The organism is Paraburkholderia sp. J8-2 (assembly GCF_905220195.1).
Taxonomy (GTDB): domain Bacteria; phylum Pseudomonadota; class Gammaproteobacteria; order Burkholderiales; family Burkholderiaceae; genus Paraburkholderia.
In genome coordinates this window covers 158,587-177,784 of the sequence record NZ_CAJMZA010000004.1, presented here as the reverse complement: position 1 = coordinate 177,784, position 19,198 = coordinate 158,587, and the positions used below count along the sequence as shown (strand labels likewise).

Here is a 19,198-nt window from a genome sequence, read left to right as displayed (position 1 = left end):
TTGTTGTGGCTCGCGTCGAGCGGCTTGTCCGTCACGCGCCCGGGCTGGGGCGAGGGCGGCTTTGCCTTTCGGGCGCAGCGGTTTCGAGAAAAGCGGCGAGTTCTGCCATGCCGCCGCCCGTGCCATGCGGCGCCACGCCGAGCTCTTCGGCGGGCAGTCGCTGGCGGTTGATCCAGAACGTGGTGTAGCCGAACCAGCCGGCGCCCGCGGCGTCCCAGCCGTTCGACGACACGAACACGATGTCGCGCGGCGCGGCGTCGAACGCATCGGTGCCGAGCGAATATGCGGCGGCGGCCGGCTTGTAGGCACGCACGGCATCGACCGACAGCACGTGGTCGAAAAGGCCGCTCATGCCGGCGCTCTTCACCGCGATGTCGAGCATTTGCGGGTTGCCGTTCGATAGGATCGCAAGGCCCATGCGCGTGCCGTCTTCGCGCCCTTCGTGCATCTGACGCAGGCGGCGCAGCGCGGGCAGCACGTCGGGGAAGGCCGAGAGGCAGGCATATTCGTCCATGAGACGCTTTTCGCCCGCGCCCGTGAGCGACAGGTTCAGGCGGCGCGCGGCGTAACGCAGCGCGTCGAGCGTGATGTCCCAGAACGGGCGGTAGCGCGCGCCGGCCGGGTCGGAGAGCGTGCGCAGCTGCGTGTACTCGATCTGCTTGAGGCGCCAGAGCTGCGAGAGCGCCTCGCCCTGGCCGGGGAACATCTGTTCGGCGGCAGCGACGACCGAATGCACGTCGAAGAGCGTGCCGTACGCGTCGAAGATCACTGCCTTCGGAAATCGTGTTGTCGATAGTGTCGTTGTGGCCGACATAGCCTTGCACTCCGTCTTCAGAGGTCGAGGTCGATTGTATTCATGAGTCGTATCACTGAAAAAGGCGGGATTGATCACTTGATCTTTTACTTTTACCCACCTAATCTGTCGGCCTGATCTCTCTTTTCCACTGTTTCTGTCGCCCAGTGCGCGCCATGACCGCTGATGGACCGCTTCAAACAGATTGAAACCTTCGTTACCGTGGCCGCCAAGGGCAGCCTTTCCGCCGCCGCCCAGGCCGAGGGCGTGGCCCCTGCCATCATCGGCCGGCGCATCGATGCGCTCGAGGAGCGGCTCGGCGTGAAGCTGCTCGTGCGTACCACGCGGCGCATCACGCTCACGTTCGAAGGCTCGGCGTTCCTCGAGGACTGCCAGCGCATCATTCACGACATGCAGAACGCGGAGGCGAGCGTGTCCGAGGGCGGCGTGAAGGCGAGCGGGCACCTGCGCGTGTCCGCGCCGGCAGGCTTTGGGCGGCGGCACGTCGCGCCGCTCGTGCCCGATTTCACGGTCGCGCATCCGGACGTGAGCATCGCGCTCGATCTCTCGGACCGGCTCGTCGATCTCGTGAACGAGGGCTTCGACTGCGCCGTGCGGCTGGGCGAATTGCCCGATTCGTCCCTCGTGTCGCTCAAGCTCGGCGAAAACCGGCGCGTGTGCGTGGCGGCGCCCGCGTATCTGTCGCGCCGCGGCGAGCCCGAAGCGCCCGCCGATCTCGCGCGTCACAACTGCCTCGCTTTCGGCGCGAGCCTGAACCAGCAGCGCGGCTGGGCGTTTCAGCAGGAGGGCAAAGTGGTGTCGATCCGCGTGGCGGGGACGATGGAATGCTCGGACGGCGCGGTGCTGCACGAGTGGTGTCTCGCTGGCCACGGTCTGGCGTGGCGCTCGTGGTGGGAAGTCGGCGAGGATATTGCGGCGGGCCGCCTCGTGACGGTGCTCGACGCGTTCGCCGCGCCGCCCATCGGCATCCACGCCGTGTTTCCGCAGCGCCGCCATTTGCCGCTGCGCGTGCGCCTCTTTCTCGACTTTCTCAAGCATACCTACGGTCAACCCGGTTACTGGGGATAGGGGCCGCCGTGCGTGTTTCCGATATCCGGATTGACCCGCACGCACGGCTTGCGCCGATTTTTCGCGCACTACAATCGACCTGTGGGCCAAGGCGCCCGCCTGCGCGAGACGCTGGCTGACTGCTTGCCTGCGTTTCGAATCCCGCGTTTGACCGCGTTTGACCCTTGTCTTGCCCGTAATCCGCCAGGCCACGGAGGGCGCCATGTTCAAGCACATTCTCGTACCGACTGACGGTTCGGAGCTGTCGAAGAAGGCGATCGACGGCGCGATCGACCTCGCACGCACTGTGGGCGCGCGCGTCACGGCCTACGCGTGCCTGCCGCAATATCCGTACTCGCCATACGCCGACGTGGTGATCGAGCCGCCCGGGGACTTCCAGACGCGCAGTGAGCGAGAGGCGCGAGTGCATCTGGACGAAATCGAGGCGGCGGCGCGCAATGCGGGCGTGATCTGCGACAGCCTCACGAGCGTGCATCCCGCACCGTATCTCGGCATCATCGAAGCCGCCGAATCCGGTGGCTGCGACGTGATATTCATGGCTTCGCACGGGCGTCGCGGGCTCGGCAGCCTGCTGATCGGCAGCGAGACGCAGCGCGTGCTCACCCATACGAAGATTCCGGTGATCGTGTATCGCTAGTTTTTTTGGTGGGCTGCCGGCGTCGTCCCGAGCGGGCGCTTCTTCGCGGATTCGCGATGAAGCACGAGGCCACGCTCGCCCGGTGCGTTGGCTGGGCGAGCCGCGAGCCGGATTCTGTCCGGCACGCGCGGCCTGTGTCTCTTATCGCTTCCTCCCTGAAACGCCTTGCGGCATGCGCCCGGGCCGCGCCGGTAAGCGTCCGGCGCGCCCCGCCAAGGTACGCGTGCCGGCTGCCTGTTCGTGCGCGGCGGCTTGCGCCGCCGTTACTGCCGTTACCGCCGGTGGTCTTACGCCACCTTCTTGTCGAAGAACTGCTCGTCCTCCGTCGAACCGTGCAGCGCCGTAGTCGAGGCGTCGCGCTCGACCGTTTGCGTCACGGCGTCGAAGTAACCCGTGCCCACTTCGCGCTGGTGCTTCACAGCGGTGAAGCCCTTTTCGGCGGCGGCGAACTCGGCCTGCTGGAGTTCGACGAACGCGCTCATGTTCTGGCGCGCGTAGCCGTGCGCAAGGTTGAACATCGAGTAGTTGAGCGAGTGGAAGCCCGCAAGCGTGATGAACTGGAACTTGTAGCCCATTGCGCCCAGTTCGCGCTGGAATCTGGCGATCGTCGCGTCGTCGAGGTTCTTTTTCCAGTTGAACGACGGCGAGCAGTTGTACGAGAGCAGCTTGCCCGGGAACTGCTTGTGGATCGCTTCGGCGAACTGCTTCGCGAACTCCAGATCCGGCTTGCCCGTTTCGCACCAGATCATGTCGGCGTACGGCGCGTAGGCGAGACCGCGCGAGATGGCCTGCTCGAGGCCGTTCTTCGTGCGGAAGAAGCCTTCCACGGTGCGCTCGCCGGTGAGGAACGGCTTGTCGTTGTCGTCGATGTCGGACGTCACGAGGTCGGCGGCTTCCGCGTCGGTGCGGGCGAGCAGCACGGTCGGCACGCCGCAGACGTCGGCGGCCAGACGCGCGGCCGTGAGTTTGGCGATATTCTCGCGCGTCGGCACGAGCACCTTGCCGCCCATGTGCCCGCACTTCTTCACCGAGGCAAGCTGGTCTTCGAAGTGCACGCCCGCCGCGCCCGCCTCGATCATCGCCTTCATCAGTTCGAACGCGTTCAGCACGCCGCCGAAGCCGGCTTCAGCGTCGGCCACGATCGGCTGGAAGAAGTCGGTGTAGCCTTCGTCGCCGGGATTCTTGCCTTCGGACCACTGGATCTGGTCGGCGCGCGTGAGCGTATTGTTGATGCGCTTGACGACCTGCGGCACCGAATTTGCAGGGTAGAGCGACTGGTCCGGGTACATTTCGCCGGCGAGGTTGGCGTCGCCCGCGACCTGCCAGCCTGACAGATAGATTGCCTTCAGGCCGGCCTTCACTTGCTGCATGGCCTGATTGCCCGTGAGCGCGCCCAATGCGTTGATGAACGGCTCGGTGTTCACGCCTTGCCAGAGCTTTTCGGCGCCGTTTTTCGCGAGCGTATGCTCAGGCTGGATCGAACCGCGCAGGCGCACCACGTCGTCAGCGCTGTAGTTGCGTTTGATGCCGCTCCAGCGCGGATCGGTTTCCCATTGCTGCTGGAGTTGCCGGGCTTGCTGTTGACGAGTCGACATGATGTGCTCCTTCGTTTGCCTGATAGTGGATCGCTGAAACGAAACTGCTGAACCGCTGAATCTCGCGAAACGAAGGCGCCAGCTTCTGGATTTGAGCGTTTCGTTTCGTGAACTCTTATATAAGAGTCTAGGCAAATCGATCGACCAGCAACAGACGGCAATTGGGCTTTTTTATGCTTTTTTATTTAAGTAAAATCAACGAGTTAAAAAATTATTTTTGCAATGTGAAAGGCAATTTTCCATCTTGCAATCGAGCGCTTTGTGCCACGCAGCACGATTTTTTACGAGGCAAAAAATTTTTTCATATCGTGAAATCCGGGCGGAGATAAAAAAAGACCGGTGCCTAAGCACCGGTCCTGAGCCTGTTGCTGCGGCGGCGGGGAGGCTCAAAGGCCGCGCCGTGCGCCGCTTGTCGACGATTTAGCTGTCGCGACGTGCGCCACGCGGGCCGTCGTTACGGCGCGCGCCGTAACCGCCACCGCCTTCGCGCGAGCGGCCATAGCCTTCGCGTTGCTGGCCGTAGCCGCCGCGGTTGCCTTCACCGCCGCGCGAGCCGCCGCCAAAGCCGCCTTCCCGCGAACCGTAGCCGCCTTCGCGAGCGCCGTAGCCGCCGCGCGAGCCTTCCGGCTTGTTGCCCCAGCTGTTGCCGTTGCGATCGCCGCCACCGTTGCCGCCATTGCCGCCACGGGCGCCGTAGCCACCCGGCTTGCCGTTGCCGTTACCGAAGCGACGGCCACCGCCATTGCCACCACCCGGACGGCCGCGGCCGCCGAAGCCGCGGTTAGCCGGCGGCGCCTTGCGCGGCTCGAAGCCTTCCACGACGTTCACGGGCAGCGGCGAGCGCACGAAACGCTCGATGCGCTTGAGCGCGCCTTGTTCGGCGTGATGCACGAGGCTCACCGCCACACCCGAGCGGCCTGCACGGCCGGTACGGCCGATACGGTGCACGTAGTCTTCGGCGAACTTCGGCAGGTCGTAGTTGAACACGTGCGTGATGCCGGGAATGTCGATACCACGCGCCGCGACGTCGGTCGCGACGAGCACGCGCACGCGGCGCTCGCGCAGCGCACGGATCGTGCGGTTACGCGCGCCTTGCGGCAGGTCGCCGTGCAGTGCGGCGCTTTCGAAGCCAGCGTCGGCAAGCTTGCCGGCGAGCTGGTCGGCGTCCATCTTCGTGGCGGTGAACACCACGGCCTGGTCGAGGCTTTCGTCACGGAGCAGGTGGTCGAGCAGACGATCCTTGTGATCGCGGTCGTCCACGTAGTGCACGGTTTGCGCGATGTTCGAGTTCGCTTCGACCTTGCGCACGATCTCGATACGCTCCGGGTCCTTCAGCAGGCGGCCGGTGATCGAAGCGATCTTGCCGTCGAGCGTGGCCGAGAACAGCATCGTCTGACGCGTTTCGGGCGTCGCGGCGACGATCGTGTCGATGTCGTCGATGAAGCCCATGTCGAGCATGCGGTCGGCTTCGTCGAGCACGAGCATCTTCAGTTCGGACAGGTCGATGCGGCCGCGCTCGAGGTGATCGAGCAGACGGCCAGGCGTCGCCACGAGAATCTCGGGGTTCTTCGCGAGCAGCATGAGCTGCTGGCCGTATGCCACGCCGCCGAGAATGCTCACGGTGCGCAGACGGCGCAGGTGCTTGCCGTACGTCGAAGCGGCCGTGGTCACCTGCATCGCGAGCTCACGCGTGGGCGTGAGGACGAGGAGGCCGGGGCGCGCGACCGGTTGCGGGCGGCGCTGGCGGCGATCGGCTTGCTGGCCGTTCTGGCCTTGCGGACGCGGTTCGCGCGGCTGGGCGGCCTGGGCCTTCTGGATCTGCGCGAAGCGCTCGATGGCGGGCAGCATGAATGCTGCGGTCTTGCCCGAACCGGTCGGGCTCGAGACCAGCAGGTCGCGGCCGGCGATGGCGGCAGGAATGGCGCGTTCCTGCACGGGCGTCGGGGCCTTGTAGCCCGCTGCGATCAGCGCGGAGACGATCTCCGGCGACAGACCGAGCGACGCGAATTCCGAACCGTCGGTTGCATCTGCGGCCTGCGCGGGGGCTTCAGCGGAAGCGTCGGCGGCGGCGGGAAGACCGAGGGCCTGATCGGCGATTGCGTCCAGGGGGCTTTGGGTATTGCTCGAAGTCATGAAAATCCTTGTTACACAGGAAATAGAACGTCGGCGCCAATCGGCATACCCAAGTCGTCGGATTTTGCGAACAAATCGAAAAACGGGGGCAACCCGCGCGCAATGGCGGATTTTTCGTTAGAAGCTGTTTTGGGTGCGACTTCGGCCGGGATTGGCCAGTCGCCAGCCTGATACTTGACGGCCCGAAAACAGGGCCAAGCAGGGGGGGACAGGTTCTAAACTGGATTGGAGCTTAACGCTACGAGGCGTTGTGCTGATCGAACGAGCGACCGGAGCGCAACGCAGCACGCAGTATATCTCGTTTTGTTGCGGCGCGCCAGAGCGACGCACCGCGAGGGTACGGGCGCGGCGGCATGACGCAGCGGGGAGGGTCGCCCGTGTCGTCACGCACCGCTTTTACCTGGCGTGCGCCAGGCGGTTCTCAGGAAAGGGCCAGATCAGCTCGTGGCGCCGCTCTTGAGCGATTCGACGAGTTCGACGTATTGCTGCTTCGCGGTTTCCTGCGTCGTGCCTTGCAGGGCGGCCCACGCTTCATACTTGTACTTGCCGACGATGTCGGTGAAGCCGGGCTTGTCGCCGTGCACGTCGCCTTCGGTCGCCTGCTTGAAGAGTGCGTAGAGGCGCAGCAGCGTCAGATTGCCGGGGCGCTCCGGCAGTTGCTGCACGTCTTGCTGGGCTTGGGCGAACTGCGTGTTCACGTCGCTCATGTTGTTTCCTCCGCTTGGTGGTTCAGGTCAGCGCGCCGATGGTAGCAGCGCAAATCCCGAAAAAGCTGGAGCGATTCCTCCACTGATGGCTGGCCCGAATGAGCCAAGGGGCGGCAGGGCGCCCGCGCAACCGCCAGATGGCGAGAGCCGGGGGCCCGCGCGGGGGGCGGGGCATTACAATAGCGCTCATGACCGAAACCGTGCTGCTTGCCCTCGATACTTCGACCGAATATTGCTCGGTCGCGCTGCTTCGCGTCGCCCCCGGCGGCGCAGATCGTTCCCCCTCCACCGGCGGCGAGACCGCCTCCGGATCGCTGTCGGAAGTCAGCGTCTGGGTGCGCCACGAAGCCACGGGCGCCGTCTCCAGCACGCGGCTGCTGCCCGCCATCGCTGAATTGTTCGACGAAGCCGGCCTCACGCTCGCCGACTGCGACGCGATTGCGTTCGGCGCGGGTCCGGGCTCCTTCACGGGGTTGCGCACGGCGACGGGCGTGGCGCAAGGGCTCGCGTTCGGTCTCGATATCCCGGTGGTGCCGGTGGGCACGTTGCTCGTCTGTGCGGAGAGCGCACGGCTGCGCGATTGCGCCGCGACCCGCGTGCTGGCCGCGCTCGACGCGCGCATGGACGAAGCCTACTGGGCCGATTTCGAATGGGACGCCGCGGTTGGCGACTGGCGCACGTTGCAGCCGGCGTCGCTCGATTCGCCGGAGCACATCGCCGCGCCCGACGCGCCGTTCACGCTGGCGGGCAACGCCGCCGCCGCGTTCGGCGCGCGCCTGACAGCCGCTGCCGCCGCGCGCACGATCGACGCCGAGGCGCTGCCGCACGCGTTGCCGCTGGCGCACGCGGCGTTGCGTGCGTATCGCGCGGGCCGCACGCAACCCGCAGACCAGGCCGCGCCTGAATACGTGCGCAACAAGGTCGCGCAAACCACGGCCGAACGCCTCGCCGCGAAGGCCGCGGCGCAACGTGGTGCGGGCGGAGCGGGGGAAGGTGGCGTGGGCGGCGAGGGCGCGCAATGAGCGGCGTGCTCATGACCGACCGCTATTTGTCGCCGATGACCGAAAGCGACCTGGACGAAGTCGCGATCGTCGAGCGCTCGGCGTACGAGTTTCCGTGGTCGCGCGGCAATTTCGAAGACTCGCTGCGCAATGGCTATTACGGTCTGTGCATGCGTCATGTCACTGGCATGCTGGTCGGCTATTGCGTGCTGATGCCCGTGGTCGACGAGATGCATCTGCTGAATCTTTGCGTCGCGCCTCAGGCGCAGGGTGCTGGCGCCGGGCTCGCGATGCTGCGCGAGGCGGTGCGCATTGCGCGCTCACAAGGTCTCGAAGGCCTGCTGCTCGAAGTCCGGCCTTCGAATCATCGGGCAATCCGGCTGTACGAACAATTCGGCTTCGTCACGATCGGCCGTCGCAAGAACTACTATCCGGCGAAGCACCACAGCCGCGAGGACGCACTCGTGATGCGTTTTTCTTTTGCAGGGGAGGGCGCGGATGCCGCTCGATGAAATCGCGCTGGAGGAGCTTGGGCTCGCGCCACGCTGGGTGCGTAAGGGAGCGCAGGGTGGCGCGTCGCTCGAAGCGTCTCCTGATGACGCGGCCGTCGCACCGTCGCCCGCGGTGACGCGCGCCGAAGTCGAAGTCGAAATCGAAGCGCCAGTGTTGCAAGCGGCGCGTCCGGCCGCCGCGGTGCAGCCCGCCGAAGCACAACCGACCGCCCCCCAGCCACCCCAATCCGTTGCGCGCGCCGCCGCGCCCTCGCAGCCCGCGCCGCATTCATCCGATGAACCGCCGCCGCTCACGGACGAAGATTTCGCGTGGTTCGACTCGGTGGCCCAGCCGGTTCTGCCGCACGAGGCCGAGCCTGCGCAAACGAGCGGCGCACCCCGCAACGACGTCGCGACGCTCGACTGGGACGCGCTCGCCGAGCGCGTCGCCTCGTGCACCCGCTGCCGTCTGTGCGAGAAACGCACCAACACCGTGTTCGGCGTGGGCGATCGCAAGGCCGACTGGATGTTGATCGGCGAGGCGCCCGGCGAGAACGAGGACCGTCAGGGCGAGCCCTTTGTCGGTCAGGCGGGCAAGCTGCTCGACAACATGCTGCGTGCGCTCTCGCTCGCGCGCGGCGAGAACGTCTATATCGCGAACGTGATCAAGTGCCGCCCGCCTGGCAACCGCAATCCGGAGCCCGACGAGGTCGCGCGCTGCGAGCCGTATCTGCAGCGTCAGGTGGCGCTCGTGAAGCCGAAGATCATCGTCGCGCTCGGGCGTTTCGCCGCGCAGAGCTTGCTCAAGACCGACGGCAGCATTGCGTCGCTGCGCGGACGCGTTCACGAGTACGAGGGCGTGCCCGTCATCGTCACCTATCACCCCGCGTATCTGCTGCGCAGCCTGCACGACAAGGCGAAGGCCTGGACCGACCTTTGCCTCGCGCGCGACACCTGGCGAGCGGCCTCCGGCGGCGAGCAATGAACGCTGCGCGGCCCGACGACTTATCCGGTGCGAGCAGTGCCCCGGGCGAAGGCGGGCCGCGAGACGATGCCGGGTCGCAGCGCATGCCCGGCGCTTGCGCGGACCAGGCGCTAATCGATCGCCTCGCCGATCCAGCTGTGCGCGATCTCGCGTGGCTGCTCTTCAGCCCCGATCTGTTGCGTGCGCAACCACCGCTCGCACCGCTTGCGCAATGGTGCGCCAATGCGCACGAAGCTCGCGCCACGTGCGACTGGCTCGCGCAACTCGATCGCGACCCGGCGCATCTGCACGAAGCGCTCATGGCCGCGCCGACGCATCGCCTTGGACGCTATGCCGAAAATTTGCTGGGATGGTTTCTCGCGAATGGACCTGCGGCCCAACTCGTCGCGCAAAATGTGCCGTTGCGGCGTGCAGGCATCACGCTCGGCGAGTGCGATTTCCTTGTGCAGACGCGTGCGGGTGCGCGCCTGCATTGGGAACTGGCGGTGAAGTGTTACCTGCACGCAGGACCCGGCGATGCCGCACGCGCATCGCTTGCCGAATTCGTCGGACCGAACTTGCGCGATCGCTTCGATCTGAAGCTGACGCATCTGCGCGACCATCAGCTGCGTATGAGCGCACGCGAAGAATTCGCCTCGCTTGGTTACGAAGGCCAGTGGCTTGCACAGATGTTCGTGAAGGGCTGGCTTTTTTACCGGGCGGGAGAAGCGGCGCCGTCACGCGTGGAGGACGCTCCCGAGCTGGCCGCAGATCATGGGCGCGGCTGGTGGGTCACGCGTTCGGATTGGCCGGCGTTCGCGCGGCAACAGGCGGCCGACGGCTGGAGCGTGTTGCCGAGGCTCGCGTGGCTCGCGCCACGCAGGCTGGCGGCCGCGCCGGGCGCAGCGCAAGCAACCGCAAGCACAGCGTCGCCCATCGACCCCAACGCGTTGGTCACCGCGCTAGCCCGGCCGGATGACCCGGTCCTGGTTGCGGCATTCGCGACCGACGGCGCGGGCGGCTACCGCGAAATGTCGCGCGGTTTCATCGTTCCCGACGATTGGCCCGCGCGCGCCGCGGCATTTTCGCGTCAGTGAGCTGCCGGTCAACAAGCGCGTGAAAGCGCGCTTACCACCAGCGCCAGAAGTGATGCACCGGCCCGACGCCATGACCGACGTCGAGCCGCTCGCTGGCCTCTAGCGCCGCCGTCAAATACTGCTTGGCTTCCCCAACGGCCGGTGCGAGCGCGCCGCGCTGCGGCCAGAGTGCGGCAATCGCGGAAGAGAGCGTACAGCCGGTGCCGTGCGTATTCGTGACCGGCACGCGTGGTCCGGCAAGACGCAGCGTGCCAGCGGCTTCGATGAGCCAGTCGGGGCTGTCCGCACTGCCCAGATGGCCGCCTTTCATCAGCACCGCCTGCGCACCTAGCGCGCGCAGCGCTTCGCCTTGCTCGACCATCGCGGCTTCGTCGGCGGCAGGCGCCACACCGAGCAGCGCAGCGGCTTCCGGCAGATTCGGCGTGACGACGCCAGCCAGTGGCAGAAGCACCTCGCGCAGCGCGGCGACCGCTTCGGGCGCGAGCAGCGCGTGATTGCTCTTCGAGATCATGACGGTGTCGAGCACGACACGCGCTGGCTTGTACCGCCGCAGCGCATCGGCGACGGCGCGCACGATGTCGGCATTGGCGAGCATGCCGATCTTCACGGCATCAATGCGGATGTCGTCGAACACGGCGTCGAGCTGCGCGGTGACGAACCCCGCGTCGGGCGCGTGGATCGCGGTGACGCCGCGCGTGTTCTGCGCGGTGAGCGCCGTAACGACGCTCGCGCCGTACGCGCCGAGCGCGGAGAACGCCTTGAGGTCGGCCTGAATGCCCGCGCCGCCGCCCGAGTCGGAGCCGGCGATCGTGAGAACGTTGGAAATCGATGAAGTCATGGCAGCGTCATGATGCGCGTCGCGCGCGGCGTGTCGCCGCGCGTGCGCAGGGAAAATTCGGTTCGGCGGAGGCGGCGGCCCGATTACGTCGGACCACGCACGCCCATCAATGCCTGTGATTTTCGCCGATCAGGGCGACCGAGTCGAACGAGCGCTGATTCGCCTGGTGGCGGCGCATCACGAGCCACATCATCAGGCAGACGAACGTGCCGAACAGCACGATCACGATGGTCACCGGCACGTCGAGCCACACGAGCACGGCATAGAGGCACAGCATCACGAGCACCGAAAGATTCTCGTTGAAGTTCTGCACGGCGATGGAGTGGCCGGCGGAGAGCAGCACGTGGCCGCGATGCTGGAGCAGCGCGTTCATCGGCACGACGAAGAAGCCCGAGAGGCCGCCCACGATCATGAGGAAGATGTACGCGAAAATCAGGTAGCCGGGAACGCGCAAATGGCCGACATGCAGGCCCCAATGCGGCGGAAAGAGATGGCGCGTGTAGAACGCCATGAGCATGACGGCAAGCCCCATGATGATGCCGACCGGCAGCACCGAGAGCGACTTCTTGAGCGGTATGCGCGCGGCCGCGATCATGGCGCCGGCCGCCACGCCCACGGCCACCACGGCCTGCAGCACCGCGCCTTCGGAGAGCGACATGCCGAGCGAGACTTCGGCCCACTTGAGGACGATGAATTGCAGCGTCGCGCCTGCGCCCCAGAAGAGCGTCGTGACCGCGAGCGAGATCTGGCCGAGCTTGTCGCGCCAGAGGATGTTGAAGCAGTCGGCGAAATCGGTGATGAGGCGGATGACACCGTGCTGCTGGCGCGGATAGCGCGCGCCGGTGTCGGGAATACGCAGATTGAAGAGGGCGGCGATCACGTAGATCACCATGATCACGACCATCGCGGCCTCGGCCGGCGTGCTGATCGCGGCGGGCGTATGGCGCAGCACATGCGAGGCGATGTGGGGGCTGATCAACGCGCCGCCGAGCACGGTGCCGAGAATGATCGAGCCGACTGTCGTGCCCTCGATCCAGCCATTGGCGGCGACGAGGCGCTCAGGCGGCAGCAACTCGGTCAAGATGCCGTACTTGGCGGGCGAATACGCCGCCGCGCCGAAACCCACTACACCATAGGCGATCAAAGGATGCGTGCCCGCCAGCATCATGGCGCAGCCGACGACCTTGATCGTGTTCGTGATGAACATCACGCGGCCCTTGGGGCGGGAATCTGCGAAGGCGCCGACGAAGGCGGCAAGAACGACGTAGGAGAGGACGAAGAACAGCTTGAGCAGCGGCGTCATCCAGTTCGGGGCGTGGAGATCTTTCAGCAGTGCAATCGCAGCGATCAGGAGCGCATTGTCGGCCAACGACGAAAAAAACTGCGCGGCCATGATGGTGTAAAAGCCTTTTTTCATCTGATGCGATGCTTTCCTCGCTGCGGTCCGTCCGCCCCGGACGGGTGGGAGGCATCCGGGCTTATTACGTTCGAAATGGGTTGTGCGCAGGGCTTTATATCACGAAAATAGGCGTATTCGGACTAGCACAATCCTTGAGCGCCCGTCAGGCGGGCCTGCGGGGCGCTGAAAACACCCTGTAAGCTCCTGATTCGAAAGCGTCTTTGCGAAAAAATCTCCCATGCCGCGCCCCCTCTCAGCAACGATTCACACCGCCGCTCTCGCCAATAACCTCGCCGTCGTCCGCAAGTACGCGCCAAAGTCGAAAATCTGGGCCGTGGTGAAGGCCAACGCCTACGGGCACGGGCTTGCGCGCGCATTCCCCGGTCTGCGCGCAACCGACGGTTTCGGCCTGCTCGACCTCGAGGAAGCCGTCAAGCTGCGCGAGCTCGGCTGGGCAGGTCCGATCCTCCTGCTCGAAGGCTTTTTCCGGCCGACCGACATCGATGTGATCGACCGCTACAGCCTCACGACCGTCGTGCACAGCGACGAGCAGATGCGCATGCTCGAAATGGCGCGTCTCTCGAAGCCGGTCAACGTTCAGCTCAAGATGAATAGCGGCATGAACCGGCTCGGCTATACGCCCGAGAAGTACCGCGCCGCGTGGGAGCGCGCGCGTGCCTGTGCCGGCATCGGCCAGATCACGCTGATGACGCACTTCGCCGACGCCGACACGCCGCGCGGCGTGAGCGAGCAGATGGCCGCGTTCGAGCGCGGCGCGCAAGGCATTGCGGGTACACGCAGCCTCGCCAATTCGGCCGCCACGCTCTGGCATCCCTCGACGCACTTCGACTGGGTGCGCCCCGGCATCATTCTTTATGGCGCTTCGCCTTCGGGCTTCTCCTCGGCGCTCGAAGGCACGGGCCTGCAGCCGGCCATGACGCTCGCGTCCGAACTCATCGCCACGCAGCACGTCGCCGAAGGGCAGACCGTCGGCTACGGGTCGATTTTCACGGCGCGCAAGCCTATGCGCATCGGCGTGGTGGCGTGCGGTTATGCGGACGGCTATCCGCGCGTCGCGCCCGAAGGCACGCCAGTGATCGTCGACGGCGTGCTCACGCATGTCGTGGGCCGCGTCTCCATGGACATGCTCACCGTCGATCTCACGCCCGTGCACACCGCGGGCGTAGGCGCCCGTGTGGAACTGTGGGGCAACAACCTGCCGATCGACGACGTCGCGAAAGCCTGTGGCACGATCGGCTACGAGCTGATGTGCGCCGTTGCACCGCGCGTACCGGTGCGGGCCGAATAACGCCATGGCAAAGAGCATGGCGAAGGTCAAGACACTGTATACATGTACCGAATGCGGCGGCCAGGCGCCCAAGTGGCAAGGCCAGTGCCCCGCGTGCGGCGCGTGGAACACGCTGGTGGAAGGCGTTGCCGAATCGGCGAGCAGCCACCGCTTTCAGTCGCTCGCGAAGAGCGCGCCGGTGCGGCGTCTCGCCGATATCGAGGCGTCCGACGTGCCGCGCTTCACGACCGGCGTGGGCGAGTTCGACCGCGTGCTGGGCGGCGGTCTCGTCGCGGGTGGCGTGGTGCTGATCGGCGGCGATCCGGGCATCGGCAAGTCGACGCTGTTGTTGCAGTCACTCGCGCAGATCGCGGCGGAGCGTCGCGCGCTCTATGTGAGCGGCGAAGAGTCGGCTGCGCAGATCGCGTTGCGCGCGCAACGACTGGCGCTGCTCGATCCCGGCTCCATGGCGAGCGAACTGCAACTGCTCGCCGAGATTCAGCTCGAAAAGATCCAGGCGACGATCGAGGCCGAGAGGCCCGATGTCGCGGTCATCGACTCGATCCAGACGATCTATTCCGAAGCGCTGACTTCCGCGCCGGGCTCCGTCGCGCAGGTGCGCGAGTGCGCGGCGCAGCTCACCCGTATCGCGAAGCAGTCGGGCACGGCGATCATCATGGTCGGCCACGTGACGAAGGAGGGCAATCTCGCTGGGCCGCGCGTGCTCGAGCATATCGTCGACACCGTGCTGTATTTCGAAGGCGACACGCATTCGTCGTTCCGTCTCGTGCGCGCATTCAAGAACCGCTTCGGCGCGGTCAACGAACTGGGTGTGTTCGCAATGACCGAGAAAGGCTTGCGCGGTGTGGCGAATCCCTCGGCGCTCTTTCTCTCGCAGCACGAGCAGAGCGTGCCGGGCTCATGCGTGCTCGTGACCCAGGAAGGGTCCCGGCCGCTGCTCGTCGAGGTGCAGGCGCTCGTCGACACAGCGCACGTGCCGAATCCGCGGCGTCTGGCCGTCGGCCTCGAACAAAACCGGCTGGCGATGCTGCTGGCGGTGCTGCATCGCCATGCCGGCATTGCGTGCTTCGATCAGGACGTTTTCCTCAATGCGGTGGGCGGCGTGAAAATAACGGAGCCGGCCGCGGATCTCGCCGTGCTGCTCGCCATCCACTCTTCGATGCGTAACAAGGCGTTGCCCAAGGGTCTGATCGTTTTTGGCGAAGTCGGTCTGGCGGGCGAGATCCGACCCTCGCCGCGCGGCCAGGATCGTCTGAAGGAGGCTGCGAAGCTCGGTTTTTCATGCGCGCTGATTCCCCGCGCCAATGCACCGAAACAGCCAATCGAAGGTTTACAGGTGATTGCCGTGGAGCGTCTCGAGGAAGCAATCGACCGGGTACGCGAGCTGGAATGAGCGTGGCGCGCGGGTGCGGAAGCCGTGTACTGTCGCGTAATGATTAGTAACAACCCTGGTTCCGGCTGTAACCATTTCAGACTGCGATTTCCCTATCCTTGGCGCGATGTTCAACCCGTGTCGAGCGGAAAGGATAGCGACTTGAAACAGACTGATACGTCCTTCGGCGGTCGTTCGATCGTCGTGCGCGGCTGCCGGGTATCCGAGCCGCTCATGCAGCCTTGGGGCAGCACCTGCCGGATCGTCGAGTGGATCGATGGCGACGGGCGCATTTCGCGCCGCGTCGTGGCGGAAGACGTGACGGCGGCTGAGGTGCGCAGCACCATTGCGCACCACGTTGAGGGCCGCAAGTACGTGATGTACGACGACGAGCGCTCGCCGCGGCAAACGCTGCCGCGACGCTAAACGAAAAAATGGGCGCTGCAAGGCGCCCATTTTGCTTTGTGCTGACGCTCGGCGCGGCGTGCGCCGCGTGAACTAGCCCCACGGACCGTAGGAGAAGGGTTTTTTCCCGCCAGGTGCGCCCGACGTTTCGGCGCCGTGGACCGGCTGGGCTGACTGGACGGAGTGCGCGCCTTGCGGCTGGCCGGCTGGCTGAAAAGCTGCCGCCTGCATACCGGGCGCGGTCTGCTGCGCTTGCCGGGCGGACATCTCGTCCATCATGGCTTGCAGGACTTCGGCATTGAATAGGGGATGGCGCGAAGCCTCGCCAGGTGTGAGGACCGGCGAAACACAGGTGTCGATCGCCTCCAGACGATCGATCCATGTCTGCAGCGACTCCGACTCGATGATGGCCGCCAGCTCCCGCGTGAGCGCGGCGGCGTCCGCACCGCCGATCGCCTGACCGAGGCTCCAGTGGCGCTCGGCCCAGTCGTCGCGGCCAATGGCCTGGCACAGCGTCTGCCAGAATTTCAGTTCGAGCGCGCCGACGGCGAGCCACCGGCCGTCTTGCGTGCGATAGAGGTTGTAGCAGGGCACGCCGCCGTTGAGCAGGCCGCCGCCAGGCTGCAGCGCCGCGGCGTCGTCGTTGGCCAACGCGACCTGGGCGACCACATTGTGCGCATAGCTCGCGTGCGCCATCGAAACGTCGACGAAACGGCCCTCGCCGCCACGCGCCACATGCCAGAGCGCTGCGAGAATCTGCGTGACCGCGCTGAGCGCGCCGCCGAGCAAGTCGGCGATCTGGAAATTGGGCAGCACCGGCGTGCCGTCGCGCGAAGCCAGTTGGTCGAGCACGCCAGAATAGGCCACATAGTTGATGTCATGGCCCGGATGGCCGGCGAACGGGCCGGTCGTGCCATAGCCCGTGATCGCGCAGTAGACGAGCTTCGGATTGACCTTGCGCAATGTCTCGTAGCCTACGCCGAGGCGGTCCATCACGCCGGGCCGGAAACTTTCGACCAACACGTCGGCGTCGCGGGCGAGCGCGAACAACACCGACCGGCCGCTCTCGGTCTTCAGATCGACGCGGGTTTCGCGCTTGCCGCGATTGACGAGGCGATAGAACGCACCAGGGCGTGCGGCCACTTCGTCCACTGCGCTTTGCATCATCACGCGCGCCGCGTCGCCCGCGCCAGGCGGTTCGATTTTCAGGACGTCGGCGCCCATTTCTGCGAGCCGCAAGGTGGCCACGGGCCCGGGCAGAAGACGGGTCAGATCCAGTACGCGAAGGCCCTGCAATGCGGCGGGTGACGACACTCGTGGCTCCCTGGCGAAGATTCTTGGCGAAAAGCGCGGCTAGCGGCGCGATGGTGGTGCAGTGACGACCTCAGTGGCAACCACAGTGGCCACTATAAGCTGCACTAGCCGATCTGCTCGAGTTCCTCGTGCGCGTCGAGCCATGCGGCTTCGAGCGTTTCGAGGCGCGAGGCAACCTCGGCCTGGCGGCGAATCGCTTCGGTCAGGCGGCTCTTCTGCTCCGGCTCGTAGCTCGCCGGGTCGACGACGAACGCGTCGAGCGTGCTCTTTTCGCCGTTGAGCGCATCCATTTCCTTTTCGATCTTGCCGATTTTCGCCTGTAACGGCTTCTTCAGGTGCGCAACCTTCTGGCGCTGCTCCGCTTCCTGGCGCCGCTGTTCCTTGCGATTGACGTTGTCGGCGCTATTGGCGCCGTTTGCCGCATCCGCCGTGCCAGAAGCGGCTTCCTTGAGCGCCGCACGTTGCTCGGCCGCATGCTGGAGCAGCCAGTCGCGGTAGTCGTCGAGGTCGCCGTCGAACGGTTGCAGACGATGCTTCGCCACCAGCATGAATTGATCGGTCGTCGCGCGCAGCAGATGCCGGTCGTGCGACACGAGGATCAGCGTGCCTTCGAACTGGGCGAGCGCCATGGTGAGCGCGTGGCGCGTTTCGAGGTCGAGGTGGTTGGTCGGCTCGTCGAGCAGCAGCAGGTTGGGCTTTTGCCAGATGATGAGCGCGAGCGCGAGGCGCGCCTTCTCGCCGCCCGAGAATGGCGCGATGGGAGCCGTGGCCATCTCGCCGGGGAAGTTGAAGCCGCCGAGGAAGTCGCGCAGTTCCTGCTCGCGCGTGTCGGGCGCGAGGCGCGCGAGATGCTGGAGCGGCGAGTCGTCGGGGCGCAGCGTTTCGAGCTGATGTTGCGCGAAGTAGCCGATCTGCAGGCCCTTGCCGGTGCGCAGTTCGCCGCTAAGCGCGGCGAGCGTGCCGGCGAGCGTCTTGATCAGCGTGGACTTGCCCTGGCCGTTCGCGCCGAGCAGGCCGATGCGCTGGCCGTTCTGGATCGAGAGCGTGACGCGTTCGACGATGGGCGTTTCGCCGCCGTCCTCGGCCCGGTAGCCACAGCGCACGTCCTCCATCACGAGCATGGGGTTGGGTGCGGAGTCGGGCGTGCGGAACTCGAATGTGAACGGCGAGCTTGCATGCGCGGGCGCGATCAGCTCCATCTTTTCCAGTGCCTTCACGCGGCTTTGCGCCTGGCGCGCCTTGGTGGCCTTGGCCTTGAAGCGGTCGATGAAGCTTTGCAGATGCGCGACGGTGCGCTGCTGCTTTTCGTACGCGCTTTGCTGGAGCGCCAGTTGTTGCGCGCGCAAGATCTCGAACTGCGAGTAATTGCCGCCGTAACGCTTGATCTGCTGGTTTTCCAGGTGCAGCGTGACATTGCAGATCGAATCGAGGAATTCGCGGTCGTGCGAAATCACGACGAGCGTGCCGGGATAGCGGTGCAGCCAGTCTTCGAGCCAGACGATCGCGTCCAGGTCCAGGTGGTTCGTGGGTTCGTCGAGCAGCAGCAGGTCGGAGCGGCACATGAGCGCCTGCGCGAGGTTCAGGCGCATGCGCCAGCCGCCCGAGAAGCTCGCCACGGGCTGGCGCGTTTGCTCGAGCGTGAAACCGAGGCCGAGCAGCAGCGCTTCGGCGCGCGCGGGGGCCGTGTAGCCGTCGGCGTCGGCGAACGCGCCGTGCGCATCGGCTTCGGCCGCGCCGTCGTGTGCGGCCGACGCAGCGGCGATGCGGGCCTCGATTTCGCGCAGTGCGGCGTCGCCGTCGAGCGCGTAGTCGAGCGCGGTGCGGTCCACCGCCGGGGTTTCCTGCGCGACGTGCGCGATGCGCCAGGACGGCGGCAGCGAGAAGTCGCCGGCGTCCGCGTGCAGTTCGCCGCGCAGCACGGCGAACAGGGTCGATTTGCCCGCGCCGTTCGCGCCGATGAGACCGACCTTTTCGCCGGGGTTCAGCGTGAACGAGGTCTGTTCGAAAAGCGGCTTGGTGCCGCGGGCAAGACTGAATTGGTTGAAGCGGATCAC

The 19,198-nt window shown here is 66.0% G+C and carries 17 protein-coding genes; 9 read left to right on the top strand and 8 right to left on the bottom strand.

Translation table 11 applies throughout. The features are described from left to right. Window positions 1-31 precede the first annotated feature (31 nt). Entirely contained in the window at window positions 32-814 is a 783-nt protein-coding gene (locus U5A52_RS12075) for a haloacid dehalogenase type II (protein ID WP_321908845.1), read from the bottom strand. Window positions 815-979: 165 nt separating this feature from the next. Between U5A52_RS12075 and U5A52_RS12070 the strand changes: the two genes are divergently transcribed. Together U5A52_RS12070 and U5A52_RS12065 are read left to right on the top strand one after the other, a co-directional pair. Continuing rightward, on the top strand, window positions 980-1,882 hold the full coding sequence (locus U5A52_RS12070) for a LysR family transcriptional regulator (RefSeq protein WP_321908844.1): 903 nt from the start codon (window positions 980-982) through the stop codon (window positions 1,880-1,882). 202 nt (window positions 1,883-2,084) lie between these two features. Then, window positions 2,085-2,519, top strand: coding sequence for a universal stress protein (locus U5A52_RS12065; RefSeq protein ID WP_321908842.1), 435 nt, complete (start codon window positions 2,085-2,087; stop codon window positions 2,517-2,519). A 287-nt stretch (window positions 2,520-2,806) separates the two neighbouring features. On the opposite strand, the gene aceA is transcribed toward U5A52_RS12065, so the two are convergent. The 3 genes from aceA to U5A52_RS12050 form a co-directional block, all read right to left on the bottom strand. Then, window positions 2,807-4,114, bottom strand: coding sequence for an isocitrate lyase (gene aceA, locus U5A52_RS12060; RefSeq protein WP_321934875.1), 1,308 nt, complete (start codon window positions 4,112-4,114; stop codon window positions 2,807-2,809). A gap of 420 nt (window positions 4,115-4,534) precedes the next feature. Then, window positions 4,535-6,247 (bottom strand): DEAD/DEAH box helicase, encoded by a 1,713-nt coding sequence (locus U5A52_RS12055; protein WP_321908838.1) that lies wholly within the window; start codon window positions 6,245-6,247, stop codon window positions 4,535-4,537. A 437-nt stretch (window positions 6,248-6,684) separates the two neighbouring features. Further along, window positions 6,685-6,954 (bottom strand): acyl-CoA-binding protein, encoded by a 270-nt coding sequence (locus U5A52_RS12050; protein ID WP_321908836.1) that lies wholly within the window; start codon window positions 6,952-6,954, stop codon window positions 6,685-6,687. A 179-nt stretch (window positions 6,955-7,133) separates the two neighbouring features. On the opposite strand from U5A52_RS12050, the gene tsaB reads away from it, so the two are divergent. From tsaB to U5A52_RS12030, 4 genes are all read left to right on the top strand, one after another. Next, on the top strand, window positions 7,134-7,976 hold the full coding sequence (gene tsaB / locus U5A52_RS12045) for a tRNA (adenosine(37)-N6)-threonylcarbamoyltransferase complex dimerization subunit type 1 TsaB (protein ID WP_415773845.1): 843 nt from the start codon (window positions 7,134-7,136) through the stop codon (window positions 7,974-7,976). Further along, window positions 7,973-8,467, top strand: coding sequence for a ribosomal protein S18-alanine N-acetyltransferase (gene rimI, locus U5A52_RS12040; protein ID WP_321908834.1), 495 nt, complete (start codon window positions 7,973-7,975; stop codon window positions 8,465-8,467). The genes tsaB and rimI overlap by 4 nt, the downstream gene beginning before the upstream one ends. Continuing rightward, on the top strand, window positions 8,454-9,431 hold the full coding sequence (locus tag U5A52_RS12035; protein ID WP_321908832.1) for a uracil-DNA glycosylase: 978 nt from the start codon (window positions 8,454-8,456) through the stop codon (window positions 9,429-9,431). The genes rimI and U5A52_RS12035 overlap by 14 nt, the downstream gene beginning before the upstream one ends. A gap of 83 nt (window positions 9,432-9,514) precedes the next feature. After that, complete coding sequence (locus U5A52_RS12030) at window positions 9,515-10,507, top strand: DUF1853 family protein (RefSeq protein ID WP_321934994.1); 993 nt, start codon at window positions 9,515-9,517, stop codon at window positions 10,505-10,507. Window positions 10,508-10,538: 31 nt separating this feature from the next. Here U5A52_RS12030 and thiD read toward each other — a convergent pair whose 3' ends face one another. Then, window positions 10,539-11,345 (bottom strand): bifunctional hydroxymethylpyrimidine kinase/phosphomethylpyrimidine kinase, encoded by an 807-nt coding sequence (thiD, locus tag U5A52_RS12025; RefSeq protein WP_321934873.1) that lies wholly within the window; start codon window positions 11,343-11,345, stop codon window positions 10,539-10,541. A gap of 106 nt (window positions 11,346-11,451) precedes the next feature. Then, window positions 11,452-12,762, bottom strand: a complete 1,311-nt coding sequence (gene lplT / locus U5A52_RS12020) for a lysophospholipid transporter LplT (RefSeq protein ID WP_321908830.1) — start codon at window positions 12,760-12,762, stop codon at window positions 11,452-11,454. 220 nt (window positions 12,763-12,982) lie between these two features. Here lplT and alr point away from each other — a divergent pair, with 220 nt between their 5' ends. The 3 genes from alr (at window position 12,983) to U5A52_RS12005 (ending at window position 15,851) form a co-directional block, all read left to right on the top strand. Further along, window positions 12,983-14,053, top strand: coding sequence for an alanine racemase (gene alr, locus U5A52_RS12015; protein WP_321908828.1), 1,071 nt, complete (start codon window positions 12,983-12,985; stop codon window positions 14,051-14,053). Between the two features lie 16 nt (window positions 14,054-14,069). Further along, entirely contained in the window at window positions 14,070-15,446 is a 1,377-nt protein-coding gene (gene radA, locus U5A52_RS12010) for a DNA repair protein RadA (RefSeq protein ID WP_321909199.1), read from the top strand. 141 nt (window positions 15,447-15,587) lie between these two features. After that, complete coding sequence (locus U5A52_RS12005) at window positions 15,588-15,851, top strand: DUF2866 domain-containing protein (protein ID WP_042265827.1); 264 nt, start codon at window positions 15,588-15,590, stop codon at window positions 15,849-15,851. Between the two features lie 72 nt (window positions 15,852-15,923). Here U5A52_RS12005 and U5A52_RS12000 read toward each other — a convergent pair whose 3' ends face one another. Further along, window positions 15,924-17,144 (bottom strand): CaiB/BaiF CoA-transferase family protein, encoded by a 1,221-nt coding sequence (locus U5A52_RS12000; protein ID WP_321908826.1) that lies wholly within the window; start codon window positions 17,142-17,144, stop codon window positions 15,924-15,926. A 104-nt stretch (window positions 17,145-17,248) separates the two neighbouring features. Further along, on the bottom strand, window positions 17,249-19,198 hold the full coding sequence (locus tag U5A52_RS11995) for an ATP-binding cassette domain-containing protein (protein ID WP_321934872.1): 1,950 nt from the start codon (window positions 19,196-19,198) through the stop codon (window positions 17,249-17,251).

What these genes read in the sequence shown, in the direction of transcription:
- U5A52_RS12075 (WP_321908845.1), bottom strand. Translation starts at nt 814, where the DNA reads ATGTCGGCCACAACGACACTATCGACAACACGATTTCCGAAGGCAGTG.
- U5A52_RS12070 (WP_321908844.1), top strand. Translation starts at nt 980, where the DNA reads ATGGACCGCTTCAAACAGATTGAAACCTTCGTTACCGTGGCCGCCAAG.
- U5A52_RS12065 (WP_321908842.1), top strand. Translation starts at nt 2,085, where the DNA reads ATGTTCAAGCACATTCTCGTACCGACTGACGGTTCGGAGCTGTCGAAG.
- aceA (WP_321934875.1), bottom strand. Translation starts at nt 4,114, where the DNA reads ATGTCGACTCGTCAACAGCAAGCCCGGCAACTCCAGCAGCAATGGGAA.
- U5A52_RS12055 (WP_321908838.1), bottom strand. Translation starts at nt 6,247, where the DNA reads ATGACTTCGAGCAATACCCAAAGCCCCCTGGACGCAATCGCCGATCAG.
- U5A52_RS12050 (WP_321908836.1), bottom strand. Translation starts at nt 6,954, where the DNA reads ATGAGCGACGTGAACACGCAGTTCGCCCAAGCCCAGCAAGACGTGCAG.
- rimI (WP_321908834.1), top strand. Translation starts at nt 7,973, where the DNA reads ATGAGCGGCGTGCTCATGACCGACCGCTATTTGTCGCCGATGACCGAA.
- U5A52_RS12035 (WP_321908832.1), top strand. Translation starts at nt 8,454, where the DNA reads ATGCCGCTCGATGAAATCGCGCTGGAGGAGCTTGGGCTCGCGCCACGC.
- U5A52_RS12030 (WP_321934994.1), top strand. Translation starts at nt 9,515, where the DNA reads ATGCCCGGCGCTTGCGCGGACCAGGCGCTAATCGATCGCCTCGCCGAT.
- thiD (WP_321934873.1), bottom strand. Translation starts at nt 11,345, where the DNA reads ATGACTTCATCGATTTCCAACGTTCTCACGATCGCCGGCTCCGACTCG.
- lplT (WP_321908830.1), bottom strand. Translation starts at nt 12,762, where the DNA reads ATGAAAAAAGGCTTTTACACCATCATGGCCGCGCAGTTTTTTTCGTCG.
- alr (WP_321908828.1), top strand. Translation starts at nt 12,983, where the DNA reads ATGCCGCGCCCCCTCTCAGCAACGATTCACACCGCCGCTCTCGCCAAT.
- radA (WP_321909199.1), top strand. Translation starts at nt 14,070, where the DNA reads ATGGCGAAGGTCAAGACACTGTATACATGTACCGAATGCGGCGGCCAG.